The 15,952-nt window shown below is 63.4% G+C and carries 23 protein-coding genes; 11 read left to right on the top strand and 12 right to left on the bottom strand.

What is annotated here, in order from left to right:
* Nucleotides 1-19: 19 nt before the first annotated feature.
* Nucleotides 20-361, bottom strand: coding sequence for a helix-turn-helix domain-containing protein (locus FG91_RS19735; protein ID WP_052187950.1), 342 nt, complete (start codon nucleotides 359-361; stop codon nucleotides 20-22).
* Between the two features lie 169 nt (nucleotides 362-530).
* On the opposite strand from FG91_RS19735, the gene FG91_RS19730 reads away from it, so the two are divergent.
* Nucleotides 531-1,172 (top strand): GNAT family N-acetyltransferase, encoded by a 642-nt coding sequence (locus tag FG91_RS19730; RefSeq protein ID WP_037518587.1) that lies wholly within the window; start codon nucleotides 531-533, stop codon nucleotides 1,170-1,172.
* A gap of 215 nt (nucleotides 1,173-1,387) precedes the next feature.
* Here FG91_RS19730 and FG91_RS19725 read toward each other — a convergent pair whose 3' ends face one another.
* From FG91_RS19725 to FG91_RS19715, 3 genes are all read right to left on the bottom strand, one after another.
* A complete protein-coding gene (locus FG91_RS19725) occupies nucleotides 1,388-1,675 on the bottom strand; it encodes a hypothetical protein (RefSeq protein ID WP_037518530.1) in 288 nt (95 codons plus the stop codon).
* A gap of 219 nt (nucleotides 1,676-1,894) precedes the next feature.
* On the bottom strand, nucleotides 1,895-2,194 hold the full coding sequence (sciP, locus tag FG91_RS19720) for a CtrA inhibitor SciP (protein WP_037518529.1): 300 nt from the start codon (nucleotides 2,192-2,194) through the stop codon (nucleotides 1,895-1,897).
* 2 nt (nucleotides 2,195-2,196) lie between these two features.
* The gene (locus tag FG91_RS19715) at nucleotides 2,197-2,577 is read right to left on the bottom strand and encodes a hypothetical protein (RefSeq protein WP_037518528.1); all 381 of its coding nucleotides are present in this window, start codon (nucleotides 2,575-2,577) and stop codon (nucleotides 2,197-2,199) included.
* Nucleotides 2,578-2,709: 132 nt separating this feature from the next.
* On the opposite strand from FG91_RS19715, the gene mnmA reads away from it, so the two are divergent.
* The 8 genes from mnmA to FG91_RS19680 all read left to right on the top strand — a co-directional run bounded on the left by mnmA (nucleotide 2,710) and on the right by FG91_RS19680 (nucleotide 8,074).
* On the top strand, nucleotides 2,710-3,864 hold the full coding sequence (gene mnmA / locus FG91_RS19710; RefSeq protein ID WP_200878493.1) for a tRNA 2-thiouridine(34) synthase MnmA: 1,155 nt from the start codon (nucleotides 2,710-2,712) through the stop codon (nucleotides 3,862-3,864).
* Between the two features lie 61 nt (nucleotides 3,865-3,925).
* A complete protein-coding gene (locus FG91_RS19705) occupies nucleotides 3,926-4,351 on the top strand; it encodes a hypothetical protein (RefSeq protein WP_235212108.1) in 426 nt (141 codons plus the stop codon).
* 11 nt (nucleotides 4,352-4,362) lie between these two features.
* Nucleotides 4,363-4,848: an NUDIX domain-containing protein gene (locus tag FG91_RS19700; RefSeq protein WP_037518527.1), complete on the top strand. Its 486-nt coding sequence runs from the start codon at nucleotides 4,363-4,365 to the stop codon at nucleotides 4,846-4,848.
* 119 nt (nucleotides 4,849-4,967) lie between these two features.
* A complete protein-coding gene (locus FG91_RS21575; RefSeq protein ID WP_081940694.1) occupies nucleotides 4,968-5,552 on the top strand; it encodes a histidine phosphatase family protein in 585 nt (194 codons plus the stop codon).
* A gap of 359 nt (nucleotides 5,553-5,911) precedes the next feature.
* Nucleotides 5,912-6,604, top strand: coding sequence for a DsbA family oxidoreductase (locus tag FG91_RS19695; protein ID WP_037518526.1), 693 nt, complete (start codon nucleotides 5,912-5,914; stop codon nucleotides 6,602-6,604).
* 55 nt (nucleotides 6,605-6,659) lie between these two features.
* Entirely contained in the window at nucleotides 6,660-6,980 is a 321-nt protein-coding gene (locus FG91_RS19690; protein WP_052187948.1) for a hypothetical protein, read from the top strand.
* A gap of 145 nt (nucleotides 6,981-7,125) precedes the next feature.
* Complete coding sequence (locus FG91_RS19685) at nucleotides 7,126-7,701, top strand: thermonuclease family protein (RefSeq protein WP_200878492.1); 576 nt, start codon at nucleotides 7,126-7,128, stop codon at nucleotides 7,699-7,701.
* Nucleotides 7,702-7,834: 133 nt separating this feature from the next.
* Nucleotides 7,835-8,074 carry a DUF2171 domain-containing protein gene (locus FG91_RS19680; RefSeq protein ID WP_037518525.1) on the top strand — a complete coding sequence of 80 codons (240 nt, stop codon included), beginning with the start codon at nucleotides 7,835-7,837 and terminating at the stop codon, nucleotides 8,072-8,074.
* A 261-nt stretch (nucleotides 8,075-8,335) separates the two neighbouring features.
* Here the strand turns inward: FG91_RS19680 and FG91_RS19675 are convergent, their stop codons facing one another.
* From FG91_RS19675 to FG91_RS19670, 3 genes are all read right to left on the bottom strand, one after another.
* Nucleotides 8,336-8,842: a hypothetical protein gene (locus FG91_RS19675; RefSeq protein WP_037518524.1), complete on the bottom strand. Its 507-nt coding sequence runs from the start codon at nucleotides 8,840-8,842 to the stop codon at nucleotides 8,336-8,338.
* Nucleotides 8,843-9,016: 174 nt separating this feature from the next.
* The gene (locus FG91_RS22215) at nucleotides 9,017-9,184 is read right to left on the bottom strand and encodes a hypothetical protein (RefSeq protein WP_162835127.1); all 168 of its coding nucleotides are present in this window, start codon (nucleotides 9,182-9,184) and stop codon (nucleotides 9,017-9,019) included.
* Between the two features lie 105 nt (nucleotides 9,185-9,289).
* The gene (locus FG91_RS19670; protein ID WP_037518523.1) at nucleotides 9,290-9,487 is read right to left on the bottom strand and encodes a hypothetical protein; all 198 of its coding nucleotides are present in this window, start codon (nucleotides 9,485-9,487) and stop codon (nucleotides 9,290-9,292) included.
* Between the two features lie 101 nt (nucleotides 9,488-9,588).
* Between FG91_RS19670 and FG91_RS19665 the strand changes: the two genes are divergently transcribed.
* A complete protein-coding gene (locus FG91_RS19665; protein ID WP_152568190.1) occupies nucleotides 9,589-10,065 on the top strand; it encodes a hypothetical protein in 477 nt (158 codons plus the stop codon).
* A 15-nt stretch (nucleotides 10,066-10,080) separates the two neighbouring features.
* On the opposite strand, the gene FG91_RS19660 is transcribed toward FG91_RS19665, so the two are convergent.
* The gene (locus tag FG91_RS19660; RefSeq protein ID WP_037518522.1) at nucleotides 10,081-10,956 is read right to left on the bottom strand and encodes an HNH endonuclease; all 876 of its coding nucleotides are present in this window, start codon (nucleotides 10,954-10,956) and stop codon (nucleotides 10,081-10,083) included.
* 133 nt (nucleotides 10,957-11,089) lie between these two features.
* Here FG91_RS19660 and FG91_RS21900 point away from each other — a divergent pair, with 133 nt between their 5' ends.
* Nucleotides 11,090-11,968, top strand: a complete 879-nt coding sequence (locus FG91_RS21900; RefSeq protein ID WP_152568189.1) for a hypothetical protein — start codon at nucleotides 11,090-11,092, stop codon at nucleotides 11,966-11,968.
* A 48-nt stretch (nucleotides 11,969-12,016) separates the two neighbouring features.
* On the opposite strand, the gene FG91_RS19655 is transcribed toward FG91_RS21900, so the two are convergent.
* The 4 genes from FG91_RS19655 to FG91_RS19640 all read right to left on the bottom strand — a co-directional run bounded on the left by FG91_RS19655 (nucleotide 12,017) and on the right by FG91_RS19640 (nucleotide 15,626).
* Nucleotides 12,017-12,247 (bottom strand): hypothetical protein, encoded by a 231-nt coding sequence (locus FG91_RS19655; protein ID WP_037518521.1) that lies wholly within the window; start codon nucleotides 12,245-12,247, stop codon nucleotides 12,017-12,019.
* A 125-nt stretch (nucleotides 12,248-12,372) separates the two neighbouring features.
* On the bottom strand, nucleotides 12,373-13,437 hold the full coding sequence (locus FG91_RS19650; RefSeq protein WP_037518520.1) for a ribonucleotide-diphosphate reductase subunit beta: 1,065 nt from the start codon (nucleotides 13,435-13,437) through the stop codon (nucleotides 12,373-12,375).
* Between the two features lie 28 nt (nucleotides 13,438-13,465).
* The gene (locus FG91_RS19645) at nucleotides 13,466-13,651 is read right to left on the bottom strand and encodes a hypothetical protein (protein WP_152568188.1); all 186 of its coding nucleotides are present in this window, start codon (nucleotides 13,649-13,651) and stop codon (nucleotides 13,466-13,468) included.
* A 28-nt stretch (nucleotides 13,652-13,679) separates the two neighbouring features.
* Complete coding sequence (locus FG91_RS19640; protein ID WP_037518516.1) at nucleotides 13,680-15,626, bottom strand: ribonucleoside-diphosphate reductase subunit alpha; 1,947 nt, start codon at nucleotides 15,624-15,626, stop codon at nucleotides 13,680-13,682.
* Between the last annotated feature and the right edge of the window lie 326 nt (nucleotides 15,627-15,952).

The following is a 15,952-nucleotide window of genomic DNA, read 5'->3' as shown; positions in this document are numbered from 1 at the left end:
GGGTGGCGGCGCGGGGCGCCTACATCTCGATGGTGATGCGCACTTTCGACGGGGTGGTGCCCGCGGCGTGGGCGATTTCGGCGCGCATGCGGGTGACGAGGTCCGAAAGATGGTCGCTGCCCGGTGCGCTGTCGCGGCTTAGCAGTTCGGTGGGCGAGGTGCCGAGGAGATCGGCGAGCGCCTGCAGCCGCGCGAGCCGCGGGCGCGAGCGGCCCTGTTCCCAATAGCAGATCGAGGTGACGGTGACGCCGAGCCGGCCGGCGATGTCGGTCTTGCTGAGCCCCCGTGCCTGACGCAGCCGCGCGAGGCGGTCGCCGAGCACTTCATAGCGTGTGTCGCTGTCCGGGTGGGCGTGGATCACAGACGTGCAACCTTTTCGACTTCGAGGTGCAACATTACCAAAGTTAAGGGTGGTCCGGCTTTCAACATTTCACCGATTATGGCGGGGGAAAAATGCGTAGGGCGCGCCGCCAAGCGGTGGATTGCGGGCAGGGCGCGGCGCCCCTATCGTGCGCGGGCAGGAGGCCGCGATGACCGGAATGGACAAGCAGGCAGGGGCGCGGGTGGCGCCGCGGATCGAGGATATCGCGGTGCACTGCACGCTGAACGACGGCACCGCGGTGTGCCTGCGCACGATCACCCCCGACGATGCGCCGCTGATCCGCGAGGGGATCGCCAAGCTGTCGGCGGAGTCGCGCTATCTGCGCTTTTTCTCGCCCGCGCCGGTGCTGCCCGATGCGGTGGTCGAGCGGCTCGCCGACGTCGACGGGCACGACCATATCGCGTGGGGCGCGATCTGCACCGAATGCCCGGGGCAGCCGCCGATCGGCGCGGTGCATGCGGTGCGCCACCGGCATGACGGGCCGGTGGGTGAATTTTCGATCGCGGTGCTCGACGCATTCCAGGGGCGGGGGCTGGCGCGGATGATGACCGCGGCGCTGCTCGTCCATTGCCATGCCGAGGGGCTGGACACGCTCGAGGTGCATATGTTGTCGGAAAATGCCGCGGCGCGGCGGCTGGTGAAATCGATGGATGCGGCGTGGGCGGGCGAGTCGGCGGGGGTCGCCGACTATAGGCTCGACGTCGCGGCGGCGATCGCGGCGCTGCGCGCCGATGACGATGCGCCGGGGGTGCAGGATGTGCTGCGCCTGCTCGAAGAGGCTCGCGGCTAGTCCCTCCCGCCGCCCTGGGTCGCTGGTGGCGGCGGGAGGGTGGTCCGTGAAATGGTTCGCTTAAAAGCGAGTTCCCGTCCCATTCAGGGTCAATATCCGCGATTGCGCGCGGCGGGGGTGATCGAGATCACAGGTCCGCGAAAATAGGCCGCGCACGATAAAGGGCGCCGGAATCAACCGGCGCCCTTCACCCTGCCCTTTAGGGGAGGCAGCCCTTACTTCTTGGCGGGGTCGGCCGGCGGCGTGGTGGGGGCGACTTCCGACGGGGCGATCTCGCCGCTATCGTCCATCGCGTTGGCCTTTTCCTCGCCGGCGGCTTCGACGGCGTCGGCCTTCGCCTCGGTTGCTTCCTTGGCCGCGCCCTCGGGCATGGCGTCGGCCTGCTCGTCGATCACGTCGGCCTTGGCTTCGGCCTGATCCTCGACCTTGTCGGCAGCCGGGCTCTGGCAGGCGCCGAGCGCGAGGGCCGAGGTAGCGGCGAGGGTGATGAACATCTTACGCATATTGAATGACTCCCAAAGTTGACTTGGGGGCTTAACGCGGGGTGAACGCAAGGGTTGCAATGAAATTATAAGTCAATGAAATCATGTTGATTTCTTTTCCGATATAGGCGTTGTTAAGGCCGGCCGGGATGGCTGCGGCTTTTGCCATTCCATATGCGGCAGGCAAAAAAGAGGGCGCCCGAAGCGCCCTCTCTCATATCTGGTCCGGTCCCGCGGCCTTTAGAAGCGCTGTTGGCGCTCATAGAGGTCGCGGTAATGCTGGATGCGCGTGACGCGCAGTCCGGGCATGCCGCTGCGGTCGATCGACCGCTGCCAGCCGGCAAATTCCTCGAGGGTCAGCCCATAGCGTTCGCACGCTTCGTCGACGGACAGGAGCCCGCCGTTAACGGCCGCGACGACCTCTGCCTTGCGGCGAACGACCCAGCGGGTCGTCGACGGGGGCGGCAGCGAGTCCAGCGTCAACGGCTCCCCGAGGGGGCCGATAACCTGAGCGGGCCGGATTTTCTGATTCTCGATCATAGTCATTCCACATTTTTACCGTCGGATGGGGGTGTGTCCGACGCATTCATATCTAGATCCGAGGGATTCAACATCGGCTGAAATCCTCTGGTAAACAGGCCGTTCATAGTTTCGGGCAGGACGTTCGCATCGTCGGATAAATCGAAGAAACGAACGACGCGCGGGGCTTTTTGTTCCGCCCTTGCACGCGTCCCGCAAAATATGTGGCGAACGGCGTTAAGCTTCGCCGCATGGCGTTCGCGATGCGCGTGCGTCCGCAGCTGCCGCACCGTCGGCAGGGCGGCCTGGCGCGCGCTGGACACGGCCAATATGATGTCGAAGCCGGGCTTTGACAGCTTGGCCGCACCGGCGATGCGCGGAAGATCGGACGGAACGAAGTTCATGCGACTCGTCTAGGCCAGAGGAGCTAAGGTCCCGTAAATGCCCGTTTCAGAACCTGTTAGCGAAGCTTAACCCCCGTCAATATCTTGACACTTTGCGCGGAAAAGCTGGCTTTTTTGCATTCGCGTCCCTAGATGGCGCCGACCATGATCGAGGCGATTCCTTCCCCTGCCGGGCTTGCCCAGGCCGACTTTCAGCTCGCTTCGCCGCTGAAGGACCGGCGAATCGTCGTCGCGATGTCGGGCGGAGTCGACTCGAGCGTCGTTGCCGCGCTCGCCGCGCGATCGGGCGCCGAGGTGATCGGCGTGACGCTCCAGCTCTATGATCATGGCGCCAAGGCGAAGCGCGTCGGTGCGTGCTGCGCCGGGCAGGACATCCGCGACGCGCGCGCGGTCGCCGACCGGCTGGGCTTCGCGCACCATGTCTATGACCATGAAAGCCGTTTCCGCGACACGGTGATCGACCAGTTCGCCGACGAATATCTGTCGGGCCGGACGCCGATCCCCTGCGTGCGCTGTAATATGGGGGTGAAGTTCACCGACCTGTTCCGGCTCGCCAAGGAGCTGGGCGCCGATTGCCTCGCGACGGGTCATTATGTGCGCCGTATGATGGGGCCGCAGGGCGCCGAGCTGCACCGTGCGGTCGATCCGGCGCGCGACCAGAGCTATTTCCTCTTCGCGACGACGCAGGACCAGCTCGACTTCCTGCGCTTTCCCTTGGGCGGGCTCGAGAAGAGCGTGGTGCGCGAGATTGCACGCGATCTGGGGCTCGGCGTCGCGGGCAAGCCCGACAGCCAGGATATCTGCTTCGTTCCCGATGGCGATTATGCGACGCTGGTGCGCAAGCTGCGCCCCGAGGCCGACGATCAGGGTGACATCGTCCATGTCGACGGCACCGTGCTCGGCGCGCACAAGGGCTTGATCCATTATACCGTCGGGCAGCGGCGCGGGATCGAGATCGGCGGGCAGGCCGAACCATTGTATGTGGTGCGCCTCGAAGCCGCGACGAAAGCGGTGATCGTCGGACCGCGGCGCGCGCTCGCGGTGTCCGGCGCGCGGCTGGGCGAGGCGAACTGGCTCGGCGCGGTCGACGGGCGCGATGTGCTGGCGAAGGTGCGCAGCATGGCGAAGCCGGTGCCCGCGCGCGTTGCGGGCGACCGGCTGATCTTTGCGACGCCCGAATATGGCGTCGCGCCGGGGCAGGCGGCGGTGCTCTACGATGCCGCCGACAATTCGCGCGTGCTGGGCGGCGGCTGGATCGAAGAGACGTTCGCGGCGGACGATGTTTAACCCGGAATAGATTGCACTTTTTTCTCCGATGCCGCAGCCTGCCGGCAAATCGGGGAGAAGAATGATGGTCAATTGGGTCTTGCGCGGCGCCGTCCTGCTGTGGGCGCTATTCTTTGTCATCGTCGGTGCGCGGGGGTTGTTCGACCCCGCGAGCTATACCGAGACCTTTGGCATATTGGTCGAGGGTCCGGCGACCAATACGATCCGCGCCGACCTGTCGGCCTTTTTCCTTGTCGCCGCGGGCGCCGCCGCGACCGGCGCGCTGGTGCCGGGCTGGCTGCGCGCGCTGCTGGTGCCCGCCGCGCTCTATGGCACCGCGCTTGCCGGCCGGTTGTTCGGGGTGGCGAGCGGCGATGCGGTGAACACGGGGATCGTCCAGGCGATGATCATCGAGGCGCTGACCGTGCTGCTGATGGTCGGAAGCTGGTGGGTGTTGTCGCGGCCGGTCGCGGCGGTCGATAATGCGGGGCCCGTCGACGCTGGATAGCGGGCAGTCCGATGAGTTTCGCGGATAGCTATCTTGGAAAGCTGCGTTCGCTCGTCGGGAGCCGCTGCCTGCTGGTTCCGGGAGCGCGCGTCGTAATCGTCCGCAGCGATGGATCGATCCTCCTGCAACACCGAAGCGACTTCGGCGTGTGGGGTCTTCCCGGCGGAAATGCGGAGGAGGGCGAGGATTTGACGGAGGTGGTCGTCCGCGAGACGCTCGAGGAGACCGGACTTCGCATCCGAAACCCGGTGCCCTTTGGTTTCGGCAGCGATCCGGAATATGAGACGGTGCGCTTCCCGAACGGCGATGTTTGCCAGTTCTTCGTCCTGATGTTCTACGCGACCAAGTTTGACGGCGCTGTGACCGCCGACGGTTCGGAAACGCTGGATCTGCGTTGGTATCGCCCGGACGACCTGCCCCCGATGCTCGAGAATATGCGCCGAAGTGTCGAGGCATTTACCGCTTTTGAGAAGAGCGGGTCGTTTCAGATGATCTGATCCATGAATTGTTCGGCAAGGCGTCGATGAGCGGAACATTGGCAGGAGGATGTTAGTGGCCGCCGTAGAGTAGCCTTTGTAAGAGTCCCGGAACCAGAAGTGGAAGGTGTTCCGTGGCTATGTCGTCGCAAAAAGAGATTTATCTGGTTCGGCATGGTGAAACCGAATGGAACGCCTCGGGCCGCTTTCAAGGAAAGCTCGACTCCCGCCTGACAGAAAAGGGTGTGGCACAGGCAGCCGCATATGGACGGCACCTTGCCGCAGTCGCGGCCGAGATAGAGGTGTTGGTAGCAAGTCCGTTGGGCCGAGTGCGCGAAACCACCGCCATCATCAAAACATTTGGCGCCCTTCCAGAGCCCCAGTGGGAGCCCCGAATTGCCGAGGTTTCGGTTGGTTCGTGGGACGGCCTTACCCATGCAGACATAGACGCCCAGTGGCCTGGGCGATTGGATGAAACGACCCCATTCGACTGGTTTTTCCGATCACCCGATGGTGAAAGCTACGATGCTGCTATGACGCGAGTGACCCAATGGTTGGATAGCTTGCAAGGCGTCGTACTGGCCGTGTCGCATGGATTAGTGGGGCGCCTCATTCGGGGAGCCTATCTAGGTCTGACCAAGGATGACGCCCTCGGTTTGCCCGTTCCGCAGGACGTAATATGGCGATTGGCCAATGGGTGCGTTGAGCCCATTCGCGTGAGCTGATGCATATCGGGGCGGGGGGGAATGTCCGCCGTTCGAGGAGGTGGCTGCCAAACTGCCTGTCTTGTGCACACCCCAAAGTTGATCCACCCACAAGCGGCCTATTCCCGCCGTTGCTTGTCTTTTTTACCATTTTATGAGCTATTGCGCGCCGGGTCGCTTCTGTTTTCCTTTGTGGTGGGGAGGAAGCGTATGACAAGCGATGAGGACAAAAGGGCGAGTTCGGAGCGGCGGTCGAGTGACCGCCGGACGACCGACGACCCGAATTATAAAGGGCCGGATCGCCGAAAGGGCGATCGGCGGACGGGCAAGGATCGCCGTTCCGACTGAGTGCGGCGGCGCGTGCCGGCAGGAGAAGAAATTTGACCGAACCGCGCGTACCGCGCCTCAGCGTCGACATCGTGTCCGACGTGATGTGCCCCTGGTGCATCATCGGCTGGCTGAAGTTCCGCAAGGTCATGGACCATTTTGCGGGACGGCTGGATTTCCGCGTCCAGTGGCATCCGTTCGAGCTGAACCCCGACATGCCGCCCGAGGGTGAGGATGCCGCGGCGCATGTCATGCGCAAATATGGGATCAGCGCCGAGCAGAGCCGCGCGAACAGCGGCAAGCTGGCGGGGGTCGCCGCCGACCTCGGCTTCACCTTCAATCGCAGCGGTGAAAGCCGCGTACGCAATAGTTTCGATGCGCACCGCCTGCTGACCTGGGCTGGCGCGCTCGAGGAGCCCGAGCAGGATGCGGCGACGGGCGTGCAGACCGCGCTGAAGCTCGCGTTATTCGCCGCGCACTTCACCGACAATCGCGATGTCAGCGATCATGCGGTGCTCGCCGATGTCGCGGCGTCGGTGGGGCTCGACCGCGAACGTGCGGCGGCGATCCTGGCGTCGGACGAGTTCGGCGAGATGGTGCGCACCGAAGAAGCCTATTGGGCCGACCAGAATATCACCGGGGTGCCCGCTTTCATCCTCGGCGGGCGGATGCTGATCCCGGGGGCGCAGGATCCCGAGGTTTTCATTCGCGTGATCGAGACGAAAATACTGGCGGCCGCCGCCTGAGGAACGGCCGCGACACCCTGCGCGTTTCCCGGCTGTCCCCTGAAAGGAGCCGGCCATGATCGACGATCCCCGCAAAGCAGAGGCCCAAGCCGACGAAGCCCCCGAAGCGCGCAATCGCGAGCAGGATGACGAGGAGGCGCAGGCGCAGAGCGTTGCCGAAGCCGCGCGTCGCGATCGGCCGCAGGAAGACAGCGACAAGGTCGGCAACGGGAACGCCAGCGACGATGTCCAGGATCTGGTCGACCATATGCGTCAGATGGAACGGTCGGGGCGGATCGACATGGACGCCTATCGCGGCGAACGCAGCGACGACGACGAGGACGACGAGCTTGGTCCCGAAGGGGTCGAGGACGACGAGCCGCGCGGCGCGCCCTGATCCGGAATCGGTTAGCCATCGCCGACGGGAGTTGTGGCTGTTGGTCGGAAACGGTGCCGCGGCGGACGCATTTGAACATAGTCGCACGCCATAGCGGACGCGCCTCGTTGGGATTTTGCTAAGCCTCTATCGTTAGGGTCGCGGCATGTCCGGACCCGATTTTCATTATCCGCGGCGCCGTACCGCTCGCCGCCGCAGGCCGGTGCGCAGGCGGCGCGGTGTCGGATCGAATCTGTGGCTGACGCCGGTGATGGCGGTCGCCTTCTTTGCCGCACTCGCGACTTTTCAACGCTTTCCAGGCGGAGCCGAAGCGATGCCCGCGCCCGTGGCGTCCTTGTTCGCGGGCGGCGAAGGCGCGGCGGAGCGCGACGCGCTGTCGGCGCGCTTCGCGCTCTGCCACAGCGGCGGCGGCCGCAATTGCGTCGTCGACGGCGACACCTTCTGGTTCGCGGACGACAAATATCGCATCGCCGATATCGACACTCCCGAAACGCATCCCGCGCGCTGCGCCGAGGAAGCGGCGCTCGGCGACGCCGCGACCGAACGGCTCCGCACCTGGCTGAATGCCGGCGCCTTCAGCCTGGAAAGCGCCGGGCGCGACACCGACCGCTACGGCCGCAACCTGCGCATCGTGACGCGCGGCGGGACGAGTGTTGGGTCGGTGCTCGTTGACGAAGGGCTGGCGCGGCCATGGGAGGGGCGGCGGCGCCCCTGGTGCTAATCGTTCGGGACGGCGGCGCGATGGAAAGCGGGCGCGGCTTTCGGGCGCCTTGCCTCGGGATATGGAGCCGACTCGCTTTTCTGTGCGTATGATGGCGAAGCTCCCCCTTCCCGGAGCGGTAAGGAGAATGACGATGGCAGAGCATGACCATAGCGCGATCAAGGAAGGCCTGAATGTTGTCGGCGCCGACGGCGTCCACGTCGGCACCGTCGACCATCTCGACGGCGAGCGCATCAAGCTGACCAAGGCCGACAGCGGCGACGGCAAGCATCATTACCTGCCCGCGGGTCTGGTCGCGGCGGTCGAAGGCGACACGGTCCGGCTGTCGGCGAACGCCGCGAACGCGGTCGAGCTGTTCGAAGAGGCCGAATAGTTTAGGCGAGATAACAGAGGGCCGGCGGCGCAATCGGGCGCGCCGGCACCGAACTGGCCCGTCCCCTCCCCTGGGGCGGGCCATTTTCATTTGCGGGTGCGGCATAACGACGAAAGGGAGCCGGTGTCCCGGCTCCCTCCCCGATCGCTGGCGCGATGCGGTCTCTCCCGATTTCCAAGGCGGGGAGCCGAGTGCACCCGGCTCCCCCCAGCGCGGCCACGTCCCTTATTGCAAGGGGTCGCCGCGGCTAGTCCCGATATGTCAGCGCGATTCGATCGCGGCGGTGGTGCGCGCCTGGATTTCGGCGCTCGACAATTTGGTGACGAGGCCGTGGGTCGCACCCACCGCGCCATGATAGATTTGGGCGATCGGCACATTGTAGAGCTTGCCGCCGCGGACCACGACCGCGGTGTCGCCTTCGACGCTCTGCACCGTGCCGACGCTGTTGCCGCCGGTGTCGTAAAGTTCGGCGCCCGCGCGCACCTGTTCGCGCGTCGCGAGGGTCAGGTTCGCGGTATCGACGGCCTTGCCGACCGCGCTGTCGACGCGATCGACGGTGCCGCCGACGGGGTTGGTGACGCCATCGACCGCGGCATCGACCGCGCCGCCCTTCAGCCCGACCTTGCCGACCAGATTGACGTTGGCGCTGCCGTCGGGGGCAAGCTGGGCGGGGGCCGGCGCGGGCGCGGGCGCGGGCGCGGTTTGCGCGAGCGCGGGGAAAGCGAGGAGGGCGGGAGCGACCGTCAGAAGGGCAAATGCTTTGCGCATGTCCGTGTCTCCGTCGTGGGACTTGGGTCAAGGGATTTGGGTCAGGCATCGGCGCGCCCCGCGGGGGGGAAGGGGGCGGCGCCGATGCCTTGACCGGAGAAACTTGTGCAATGTCCGATTGTTGCATCGCATCCGGGCGATTGCGACGGACCGCCGCGCGTGCGCGACGAGTGGCTAATGCGGTTGCGGGCGGGGCGGTTTTCCGGACGGTCCGGCGATCAATTTATTGAGCGTCGCGAGGCGCTGGCGCGCCGCGGTCCAGTCGCGTTCGGGGTGCGCCTGGATCTGATCGAGGAGGACGCGAACCTCCTTGCGGCGGTCGCCTTCGGTTACGGCCTGCATGGGCGTTCTCCTTTCGCCCGTCAGTATAGCAGCGACGCGGGGCAAAGGGTCGCGGCTCGCCGCGCGGGCGGGGCGGTCCGTCGAGCCGGTTTGCGTTGATGCGCGTCAGGCGCCGTCGTCGCGCTCCTCGCGATGCAGGCGCTGCCGCTCGCGCTGGCGCTCGATTCTGCGGTCGTGCGTATTGTGGCGCAGGTAGAATATGGCCGCGATCAGCGCTGCGATGAGCAGCAGGATAAGCCCGTAAGCGATCAGGGTTCTCGGTTCGATGACATCGACTCCGCGGGGCGGGTTGCCCCTTTGCAAGAACGGATGCCCGGCATGAAGGTTGCGGACTGCGAGAGGCGGGGTGGCGCGGCGCGGCCGCGATGCCTATTTAGGCCGCGATGATCGACGGGGACCGGAAAATGGTGGTGGTGGCACGGCTGCGCGCGGCGCCCCTGGTGGGGTGGCAGTTCGCGTGCGCGGTGTTGCTCGGCGTCTTGCTGGCGCGGCTCGACTGGGGCGGCGATCCGGTCGTTGCCTTTTGGAACATGGTGTTCGGGCAGCCGCTGTTGCTGCTCGGGATCGCCGCAGTGCTGAGCGTGTGGGGCTATGTCCTTGGCATGTGGCGGCGGCGCGGCGATTACCTCCGCCACGACGGAGTGACGCTCTATCGCGGCGCGAGCGCTGAGTGGCCGCTCGCGCTGGTCCGCGATGTGGTGGTGGCGCGCGGCAATCTGGGGCTGGAGTCGCTCCGGCTGGTCGTCGACGACGACAGCGAGGTCACGCGCGAGCTGGTGAAGCTCTATATGCTCGAAGGTCCGCCCGAGGTGGTGCGCGACGGCGTGATGTTCGCGGTGGCGCGTGTGGGCGGGGTGATGCGGCCGGTTACGGTGCATTGAGGGGGCGCTTGCCCCTTACATCTTGAAGACGTTTTCCCGATGCCACGCGAGAAAGCTCGGATGGGGGCGAAGCGCCGGATCGAGCGGTTCGATCGCCTTGCGGTCGGGCCGGAGCAGCCGATCGAGGCTTTCGGTGTCGTTGACGTGGCGTGAGACGATAATTGAGAGATCGTCGTCCAAAGAAATCAGACCGCGATCGAACATCCAGTGTGCGGTGCCCGAGAGGGCGAGGCCGTTGTTGACGCTGTCGGGGCCTTTCGCCGCGACGGGTCGGATATGCGCGGCGGCAACTTCGGCGCGACCGCCACCATTGATGAATTTGAGGCCGGTGATCGCGCAGCGTTTGTCATAGGCGGCGAGTACGGCGGTGCGGAAGACGCGGTCGCGGACAATGCGCGAGGTCAGGCTTTCGGCGCGAATGCGTTCCTGTTCAAAGCGGAATGGACGCTGATTGTCGCTGAGCGAGGGGGCTAGCGGAACGACGGCGTCACCGACACGGGGCAGGGCGCTTTCGTCATCGCCGAGGCCGAGATTGATGATGCGGACGAAGTCCTGCGTGCTGAGCGGTCGGACTGCGGCTTGCGCATTGGCGAGGCCGCTTTCGACAAGTTCGCCATCGATTGTTCGCGGGACGTTGTGCGCGAAGTCGAGATAGGTGTCAGGTTTGATGAGTGCGAGATAATGGCCTTCGCGCGTGGGATCGGGAACGATCTGTTCGACCCAGGCAACCGCGTAAAAGCCTCGGCCGCCAGCCTTCACCGGCTCATAATAAACAGCCCAATCACCCTCGAACTGACTGGCGCGTGAGAGATAGGCTTTAGGGAATTGATATTGCCGATAGGGCTCGTCGGCATAATGTGTGTCGCGACGATGGACGAAGACCCCGGGCATGGGGCGTGGTTAGCTCATGCAAGCCTGCTAAGCGACGGCTAATTGGGGGCTATTGCACTTGTCACTGTAGTTCCCACCGTAATTCATAGTTTGCGTTCTTGAATTTGACGACGCTGCCGTTCAAGCCCGTTTGATGGCAAAACGCACTAAAACACTTAGCGAAAAAGAGCTTAGAACGAGATTTGCAATCTCGCCTCTTTTGGATACCGAAATTGACATAAGTGGTTTGGGTTGGGTTGGTTTAACTGCCGACGCTTCTCACTCTCTTCGACAAAGTGTGACTGCCGCTGTAATCGCCGAGAGAATGGGTTATTCTTCGATTGACTATGTAAAGAAGCGATATTTGTCAAATATCGAGGAGCATATTTCGCGAGATGAGCCACTTCGAACGTTGTATCGGTTCCATGAATTTTCCTACAATGAGTTTTATCACTCCTTTGAACCTCGCACGGACGCCCCAATTGGAGTTTTTGCTTTTGATTTGGCCATGGTGCGAGCTCGTACAGCATTAGAGCTCTTAGTGTCTGTAGCTCGACAAGGCTTTATGATTGAAGCGGCATTGGTAGCACGAAGTTTGGTGGAGCAGTTTTCGTATGCGGCTTACGTTTGGGACAAGACGGAAGATGCAGAGGTGTTTGATGTTCATCCTCAAAATCTTTTGAGGAATTTGAAGGACATTTGCCCGTCTTCTGGGCGAGCGTATGGCTTGCTGTCAAAGATGGCGCATTACAACCCAAGAGAGCACTACCATTTTATCGGTGACACCGAAGGGGCTACCGTAAATCAACGTAGTTGGAAATTTAAGATTATATCTTCTGCTTGGGCATTCTTTATTTTTGATTTGAACTACCTAGTCTTTGAACGCTTTTATGGCGAGTATGACACTTTTGCGATCGTTCAGAGGCTTCGCGGATCAGCCCTAAAGGCCTTCGATCGTCATTTCGCAGGTGTCTCAGCGTCTGAGGTAGAAGAAGTCCGTTCTCTGTTTGGCGAGAGTCGACGAAAGGTCTAGATGCTTTCTGCAAGAAAGCCTTGGTGTCGAGAACCTAGGGTCAGCGTGCTAAACCGAAAATCCGCCCGAGTTCCGCCGGTTCGAATTCGCGGCCAACACCTTCTTGCCCGTCGGGGTCAGCGCCCATTTGGCGCCCTGCTTCACGACCAGTCCCAGCGTGACGAGTTCGTCGCGGATCGGGTCGGTGGGGAGTTGGGGGCGGCGGTTCGACAGGCCTTCGAGCGTCGTGCGCTGCGGCTGGCTGAGGATGAGGAGTTTCTGTTTCTGCTTGTCGGTCATTTGGGTGGCCTCTGACTTCTTGTCTTGTTTCGTGGGGCGGCGTTGTTGCCCTCCCCGCTGCAACTAGCGGGCAAGCCCGCAAGTTTCGCTGCCCCTCCCGCTTGCGGGAGGGGTTATCAGGTCGCTTATTCCGCGGCGATGCCGGCTTGTTTGAACATGTCTTCGCCGTCGGCTTCGGCGTCGTTGACGGGCGCCGCGTCTTCGCTGTTCTTCGCCTTCTTGCGGCTGTCGAAGCTGGTCCACACGCTGTTCCAGTCGCCGCGCGTCGCGCCCTTGCTGTATTCGGTCGCGCGCGTTTCGAAGAAGTTGGCGTGCTCCACGCCGTTGAGCAGCGGGGCGAGCCAGGGGAGCGGGTGCTCGTCGATCATGTAGATCGGCTGGAACCCGAGCTGGCCGAGGCGCCAGTCGGCGATGTAGCGGATGTAGCGCTTGATCTCCTTCGGCGTCATGCCGGGGACGGGGCCCTGTTCGAACGCGAGGTCGATGAACGCATCCTCGAGCCGCACCGTCTTCTGGCACGTGTCGATGATGTCTTCCTTCACCGCCTTGGTCAGGCAGTCGCGTTCCTTCACGAAGGTGTGGAACAGCTTGATGATGCCTTCGCAGTGGAGGCTTTCGTCGCGGATCGACCAGCTGACGATCTGGCCCATGCCCTTCATCTTGTTGAAGCGCGGGAAGTTCATCAGCATCGCGAAGCTGGCGAAGAGTTGGAGGCCCTCGGTAAAGCCGCCGAACATCGCGAGCGTGCGCGCGATATCCTCGTCGCTGTCGACGCCGAAGGTGCCCATATAGTCGTGCTTGGCGCGCATCTCGTCATATTCGAGGAACATGCCGTACTCGCTTTCGGGCATGCCGATCGTGTCGAGCAGGTGGCTGTACGCCGCGATATGCACGGTTTCCATGTTGCTGAACGCGGTCAGCATCATCTTGATTTCGGTCGGCTTGAACACGCGGCCATATTTGTCGTGGTAGCAATCCTGCACCTCGATATCGGCCTGCGTGAAGAAGCGGAAAATCTGCGTGAGCAGGTTGCGCTCATGGTCGCTGATCTTCTGCGCCCAGTCGCGGCAATCCTCGCCCAGCGGCACTTCCTCGGGAACCCAGTGGATCTGCTGCTGGCGTTTCCAGAAATCATAGGCCCACGGATATTCGAAGGGCTTGTAGGTCTTGCGGGCTTCGAGAAGGGACATGGCGGTTACACTCCAGAAATTCGGTCGGTCACAGGGACCGTAGCATGGGCATCACGCCGGCGAGGACGAACCCCGTCCCGGCGATCATGAACAGGAGGCCCGAGAGCTGGCTCTTTTTCGCCCCGGGCGCTTCGGCTGCCTTGCGCGCGTGCGTCGTCATGACGGCGCTGAGCGCAAAGAAGACCGCGGCGAGCGCGATGTATGTGACGTTCACATTCATCGCATGTTCTCCGCACGGTCCATCATTGGCAAGCCAGGCACTCGTCATAGTCGGTGCTCTCGGCCGAGAGTTCGAACTTCGCGGCCTCGGGCGTGTTGTCGGCCTCGACCCCGCCCGCGAAGCCGGCGCGCTGCACCGATTTCGAGCGGAGATAATAGAGCGATTTGATGCCGAGTTCCCACGCGCGATAGTGGAGCATGAGCAGGTCCCATTTCTCGACGTCCGCCGGGATGAAGAGGTTCAGCGACTGCGCCTGATCGATGTACGGCGTGCGGTCGGCGCTGAGTTCGAGCAGCCAGCGCTGGTCGATCTCGAAGCTCGTCTTGTAGCAGTCCTTTTCGTCCTGCGACAGGAAGTCGAGGTGCTGGACGCTGCCGCCGCGCTCGAGGATCGAGTTCCACACCGCGTCGCTGTTCTTCGCCTTGTCAACGAGGAGCGCTTCGAGGTGCGGATTGCGGATCGAGAAGCTGCCCGAGAGCGTCTTGTGCGTGTAGATGTTCGCCGGGATCGGCTCGATACACGCGCTGGTGCCGCCGCAGATGATCGAGATCGACGCGGTCGGCGCGATCGCCATCTTGCAGCTGAAGCGTTCCATCACGCCCTGATCGGCGGCGTCGGGGCAGGGGCCGCGCTCGTTCGCGAGCAGCATCGACGCCTGATCGACCTGCGCGCGGATATGCTTGAAGACGCGGAGGTTCGACGATTTCGCCATCGCGCCCTCGAAGGGCAGGCCGCGCGCCTGGAGGAAGCTGTGGAAGCCCATGACGCCGAGCCCGACCGAGCGTTCGCGGCTGGCGCTATATTTGGCGCGCGCCATTTCGGGCGGGGCGCGGTCGATATAATCCTGAAGGACATTGTCGAGCATGCGCATGACGTCTTCGATGAAGATCTTGTCGCCGTTCCACTCGTCCCAGGTTTCGAGGTTCAAGGACGAGAGGCAGCAGACCGCGGTGCGATCGTTGCCGAGATGGTCGCGGCCCGTCGGCAGCGTGATTTCGCTGCAGAGGTTCGAAGTGGTGACCTTGAGCCCCAGGTCGCGATGATGCTTCGGCATCATGCGGTTCACCTGGTCGATGAAGATGATGTAGGGCTCGCCGGTCGCGAGGCGCGTCTCGACGAGCTTCTGGAACAGCGAGCGCGCGTCGACGGTGCCGCGGACGCTCTGGTCCTTGGGGCTGCGCAGGTTGAATTCGGCGCCGTCGCGGACGGCCTCCATGAACTCGTCGGTGATGAGGACGCCGTGGTGGAGGTTGAGCGCCTTGCGGTTGAAGTCGCCCGAGGGTTTGCGAACCTCGAGAAACTCCTCGATCTCGGGATGCGAGATGTCGAGATAGCAGGCGGCCGAACCGCGGCGCAGCGAGCCCTGCGAGATCGCGAGGGTCAGGCTGTCCATCACGCGGACGAAGGGAATGATGCCGCTGGTCTTGCCGTTGAGGCCGACGGGTTCGCCGATACCGCGCACCGCGCCCCAATAGGTGCCGATGCCGCCGCCGCGGCTCGCGAGCCAGACATTCTCGTTCCACGTGCCGACGATGCCCTCGAGGCTGTCGTCGACCGAGTTCAGATAGCAGCTGATCGGCAGGCCGCGGCCGGTGCCGCCGTTCGAGAGAACGGGGGTCGCGGGCATGAACCACAGCTTCGAGATATAGTCGTAGAGGCGCTGGGCGTGGTCCTGATCGTCGGCATAGGCCGACGCGACGCGCGCGAAGAGGTCCTGATATGATTCGCCGGGGAGGAGGTAGCGGTCCTCGAGCGTTTCCTTGCCGAAGTCGGTGAGTAGCGCGTCGCGGCTCTTGTCGGTCACGATGTCGAATCGGCGCGCGTGAACCTTGGCCTCGCTGCTGTCGTTGAGCTTCGCTGCGGGCGCCGCATCGGCAACCGATTCGCTCGCTGCCGGAGCGTCATTCTTTGCCAGTTCCATCGTCGCCACGTCGCTCGTCTCCACCCGTTCCGTTTCCCGAAAATCCATCTTATTCGCCCCCGATTTGAACGCGCAGCTGGTGCGCTTTGTTCCTGTCTTGTTCGACTCAGGGCGAAGCCCCGGTCTTAGCATCTAAACCTGTCCCCGTGGGCACTTTTTTTGGGCGCAGGGAGGGTTTTCCCGTGTCCATATGGGATGGACGACGGAAATCCGCCAGTTGCAGCCTAATACTATTTCTTGGGGTGCCCCCGTGTGTGACCCACCACCTATAGTGCCACGTCGGCGCCGCGATGCAAGACGCTAAATGACAGATCGGGGACTCAATTCGTCGATAATTTGATTCGTCTCGTCGCGGCTGGTGCACGAGCGCGAGG

It is taken from the genome of Sphingopyxis sp. LC81 (genome assembly GCF_000756375.1).
GTDB lineage: Bacteria > Pseudomonadota > Alphaproteobacteria > Sphingomonadales > Sphingomonadaceae > Sphingopyxis.
Note: the sequence above shows the minus strand (reverse complement) of the source record. Positions and strands in the feature narration are given on the sequence as shown.

Bases quoted from the DNA above. Each gene is read 5' to 3' on its own strand.
- FG91_RS19730 (WP_037518587.1), top strand. From the start codon at position 531: ATGACCGGAATGGACAAGCAGGCAGGGGCGCGGGTGGCGCCGCGGATC.
- FG91_RS19725 (WP_037518530.1), bottom strand. From the start codon at position 1,675: ATGCGTAAGATGTTCATCACCCTCGCCGCTACCTCGGCCCTCGCGCTC.
- sciP (WP_037518529.1), bottom strand. From the start codon at position 2,194: ATGATCGAGAATCAGAAAATCCGGCCCGCTCAGGTTATCGGCCCCCTC.
- FG91_RS19715 (WP_037518528.1), bottom strand. From the start codon at position 2,577: ATGAACTTCGTTCCGTCCGATCTTCCGCGCATCGCCGGTGCGGCCAAG.
- mnmA (WP_200878493.1), top strand. From the start codon at position 2,710: ATGGCGCCGACCATGATCGAGGCGATTCCTTCCCCTGCCGGGCTTGCC.
- FG91_RS19705 (WP_235212108.1), top strand. From the start codon at position 3,926: ATGATGGTCAATTGGGTCTTGCGCGGCGCCGTCCTGCTGTGGGCGCTA.
- FG91_RS19700 (WP_037518527.1), top strand. From the start codon at position 4,363: ATGAGTTTCGCGGATAGCTATCTTGGAAAGCTGCGTTCGCTCGTCGGG.
- FG91_RS21575 (WP_081940694.1), top strand. From the start codon at position 4,968: ATGTCGTCGCAAAAAGAGATTTATCTGGTTCGGCATGGTGAAACCGAA.
- FG91_RS19690 (WP_052187948.1), top strand. From the start codon at position 6,660: ATGATCGACGATCCCCGCAAAGCAGAGGCCCAAGCCGACGAAGCCCCC.
- FG91_RS19685 (WP_200878492.1), top strand. From the start codon at position 7,126: ATGTCCGGACCCGATTTTCATTATCCGCGGCGCCGTACCGCTCGCCGC.
- FG91_RS19680 (WP_037518525.1), top strand. From the start codon at position 7,835: ATGGCAGAGCATGACCATAGCGCGATCAAGGAAGGCCTGAATGTTGTC.
- FG91_RS19675 (WP_037518524.1), bottom strand. From the start codon at position 8,842: ATGCGCAAAGCATTTGCCCTTCTGACGGTCGCTCCCGCCCTCCTCGCT.
- FG91_RS22215 (WP_162835127.1), bottom strand. From the start codon at position 9,184: ATGCAGGCCGTAACCGAAGGCGACCGCCGCAAGGAGGTTCGCGTCCTC.
- FG91_RS19665 (WP_152568190.1), top strand. From the start codon at position 9,589: ATGGTGGTGGTGGCACGGCTGCGCGCGGCGCCCCTGGTGGGGTGGCAG.
- FG91_RS19660 (WP_037518522.1), bottom strand. From the start codon at position 10,956: ATGCCCGGGGTCTTCGTCCATCGTCGCGACACACATTATGCCGACGAG.
- FG91_RS21900 (WP_152568189.1), top strand. From the start codon at position 11,090: ATGGCAAAACGCACTAAAACACTTAGCGAAAAAGAGCTTAGAACGAGA.
- FG91_RS19655 (WP_037518521.1), bottom strand. From the start codon at position 12,247: ATGACCGACAAGCAGAAACAGAAACTCCTCATCCTCAGCCAGCCGCAG.
- FG91_RS19650 (WP_037518520.1), bottom strand. From the start codon at position 13,437: ATGTCCCTTCTCGAAGCCCGCAAGACCTACAAGCCCTTCGAATATCCG.
- FG91_RS19640 (WP_037518516.1), bottom strand. From the start codon at position 15,626: ATGGATTTTCGGGAAACGGAACGGGTGGAGACGAGCGACGTGGCGACG.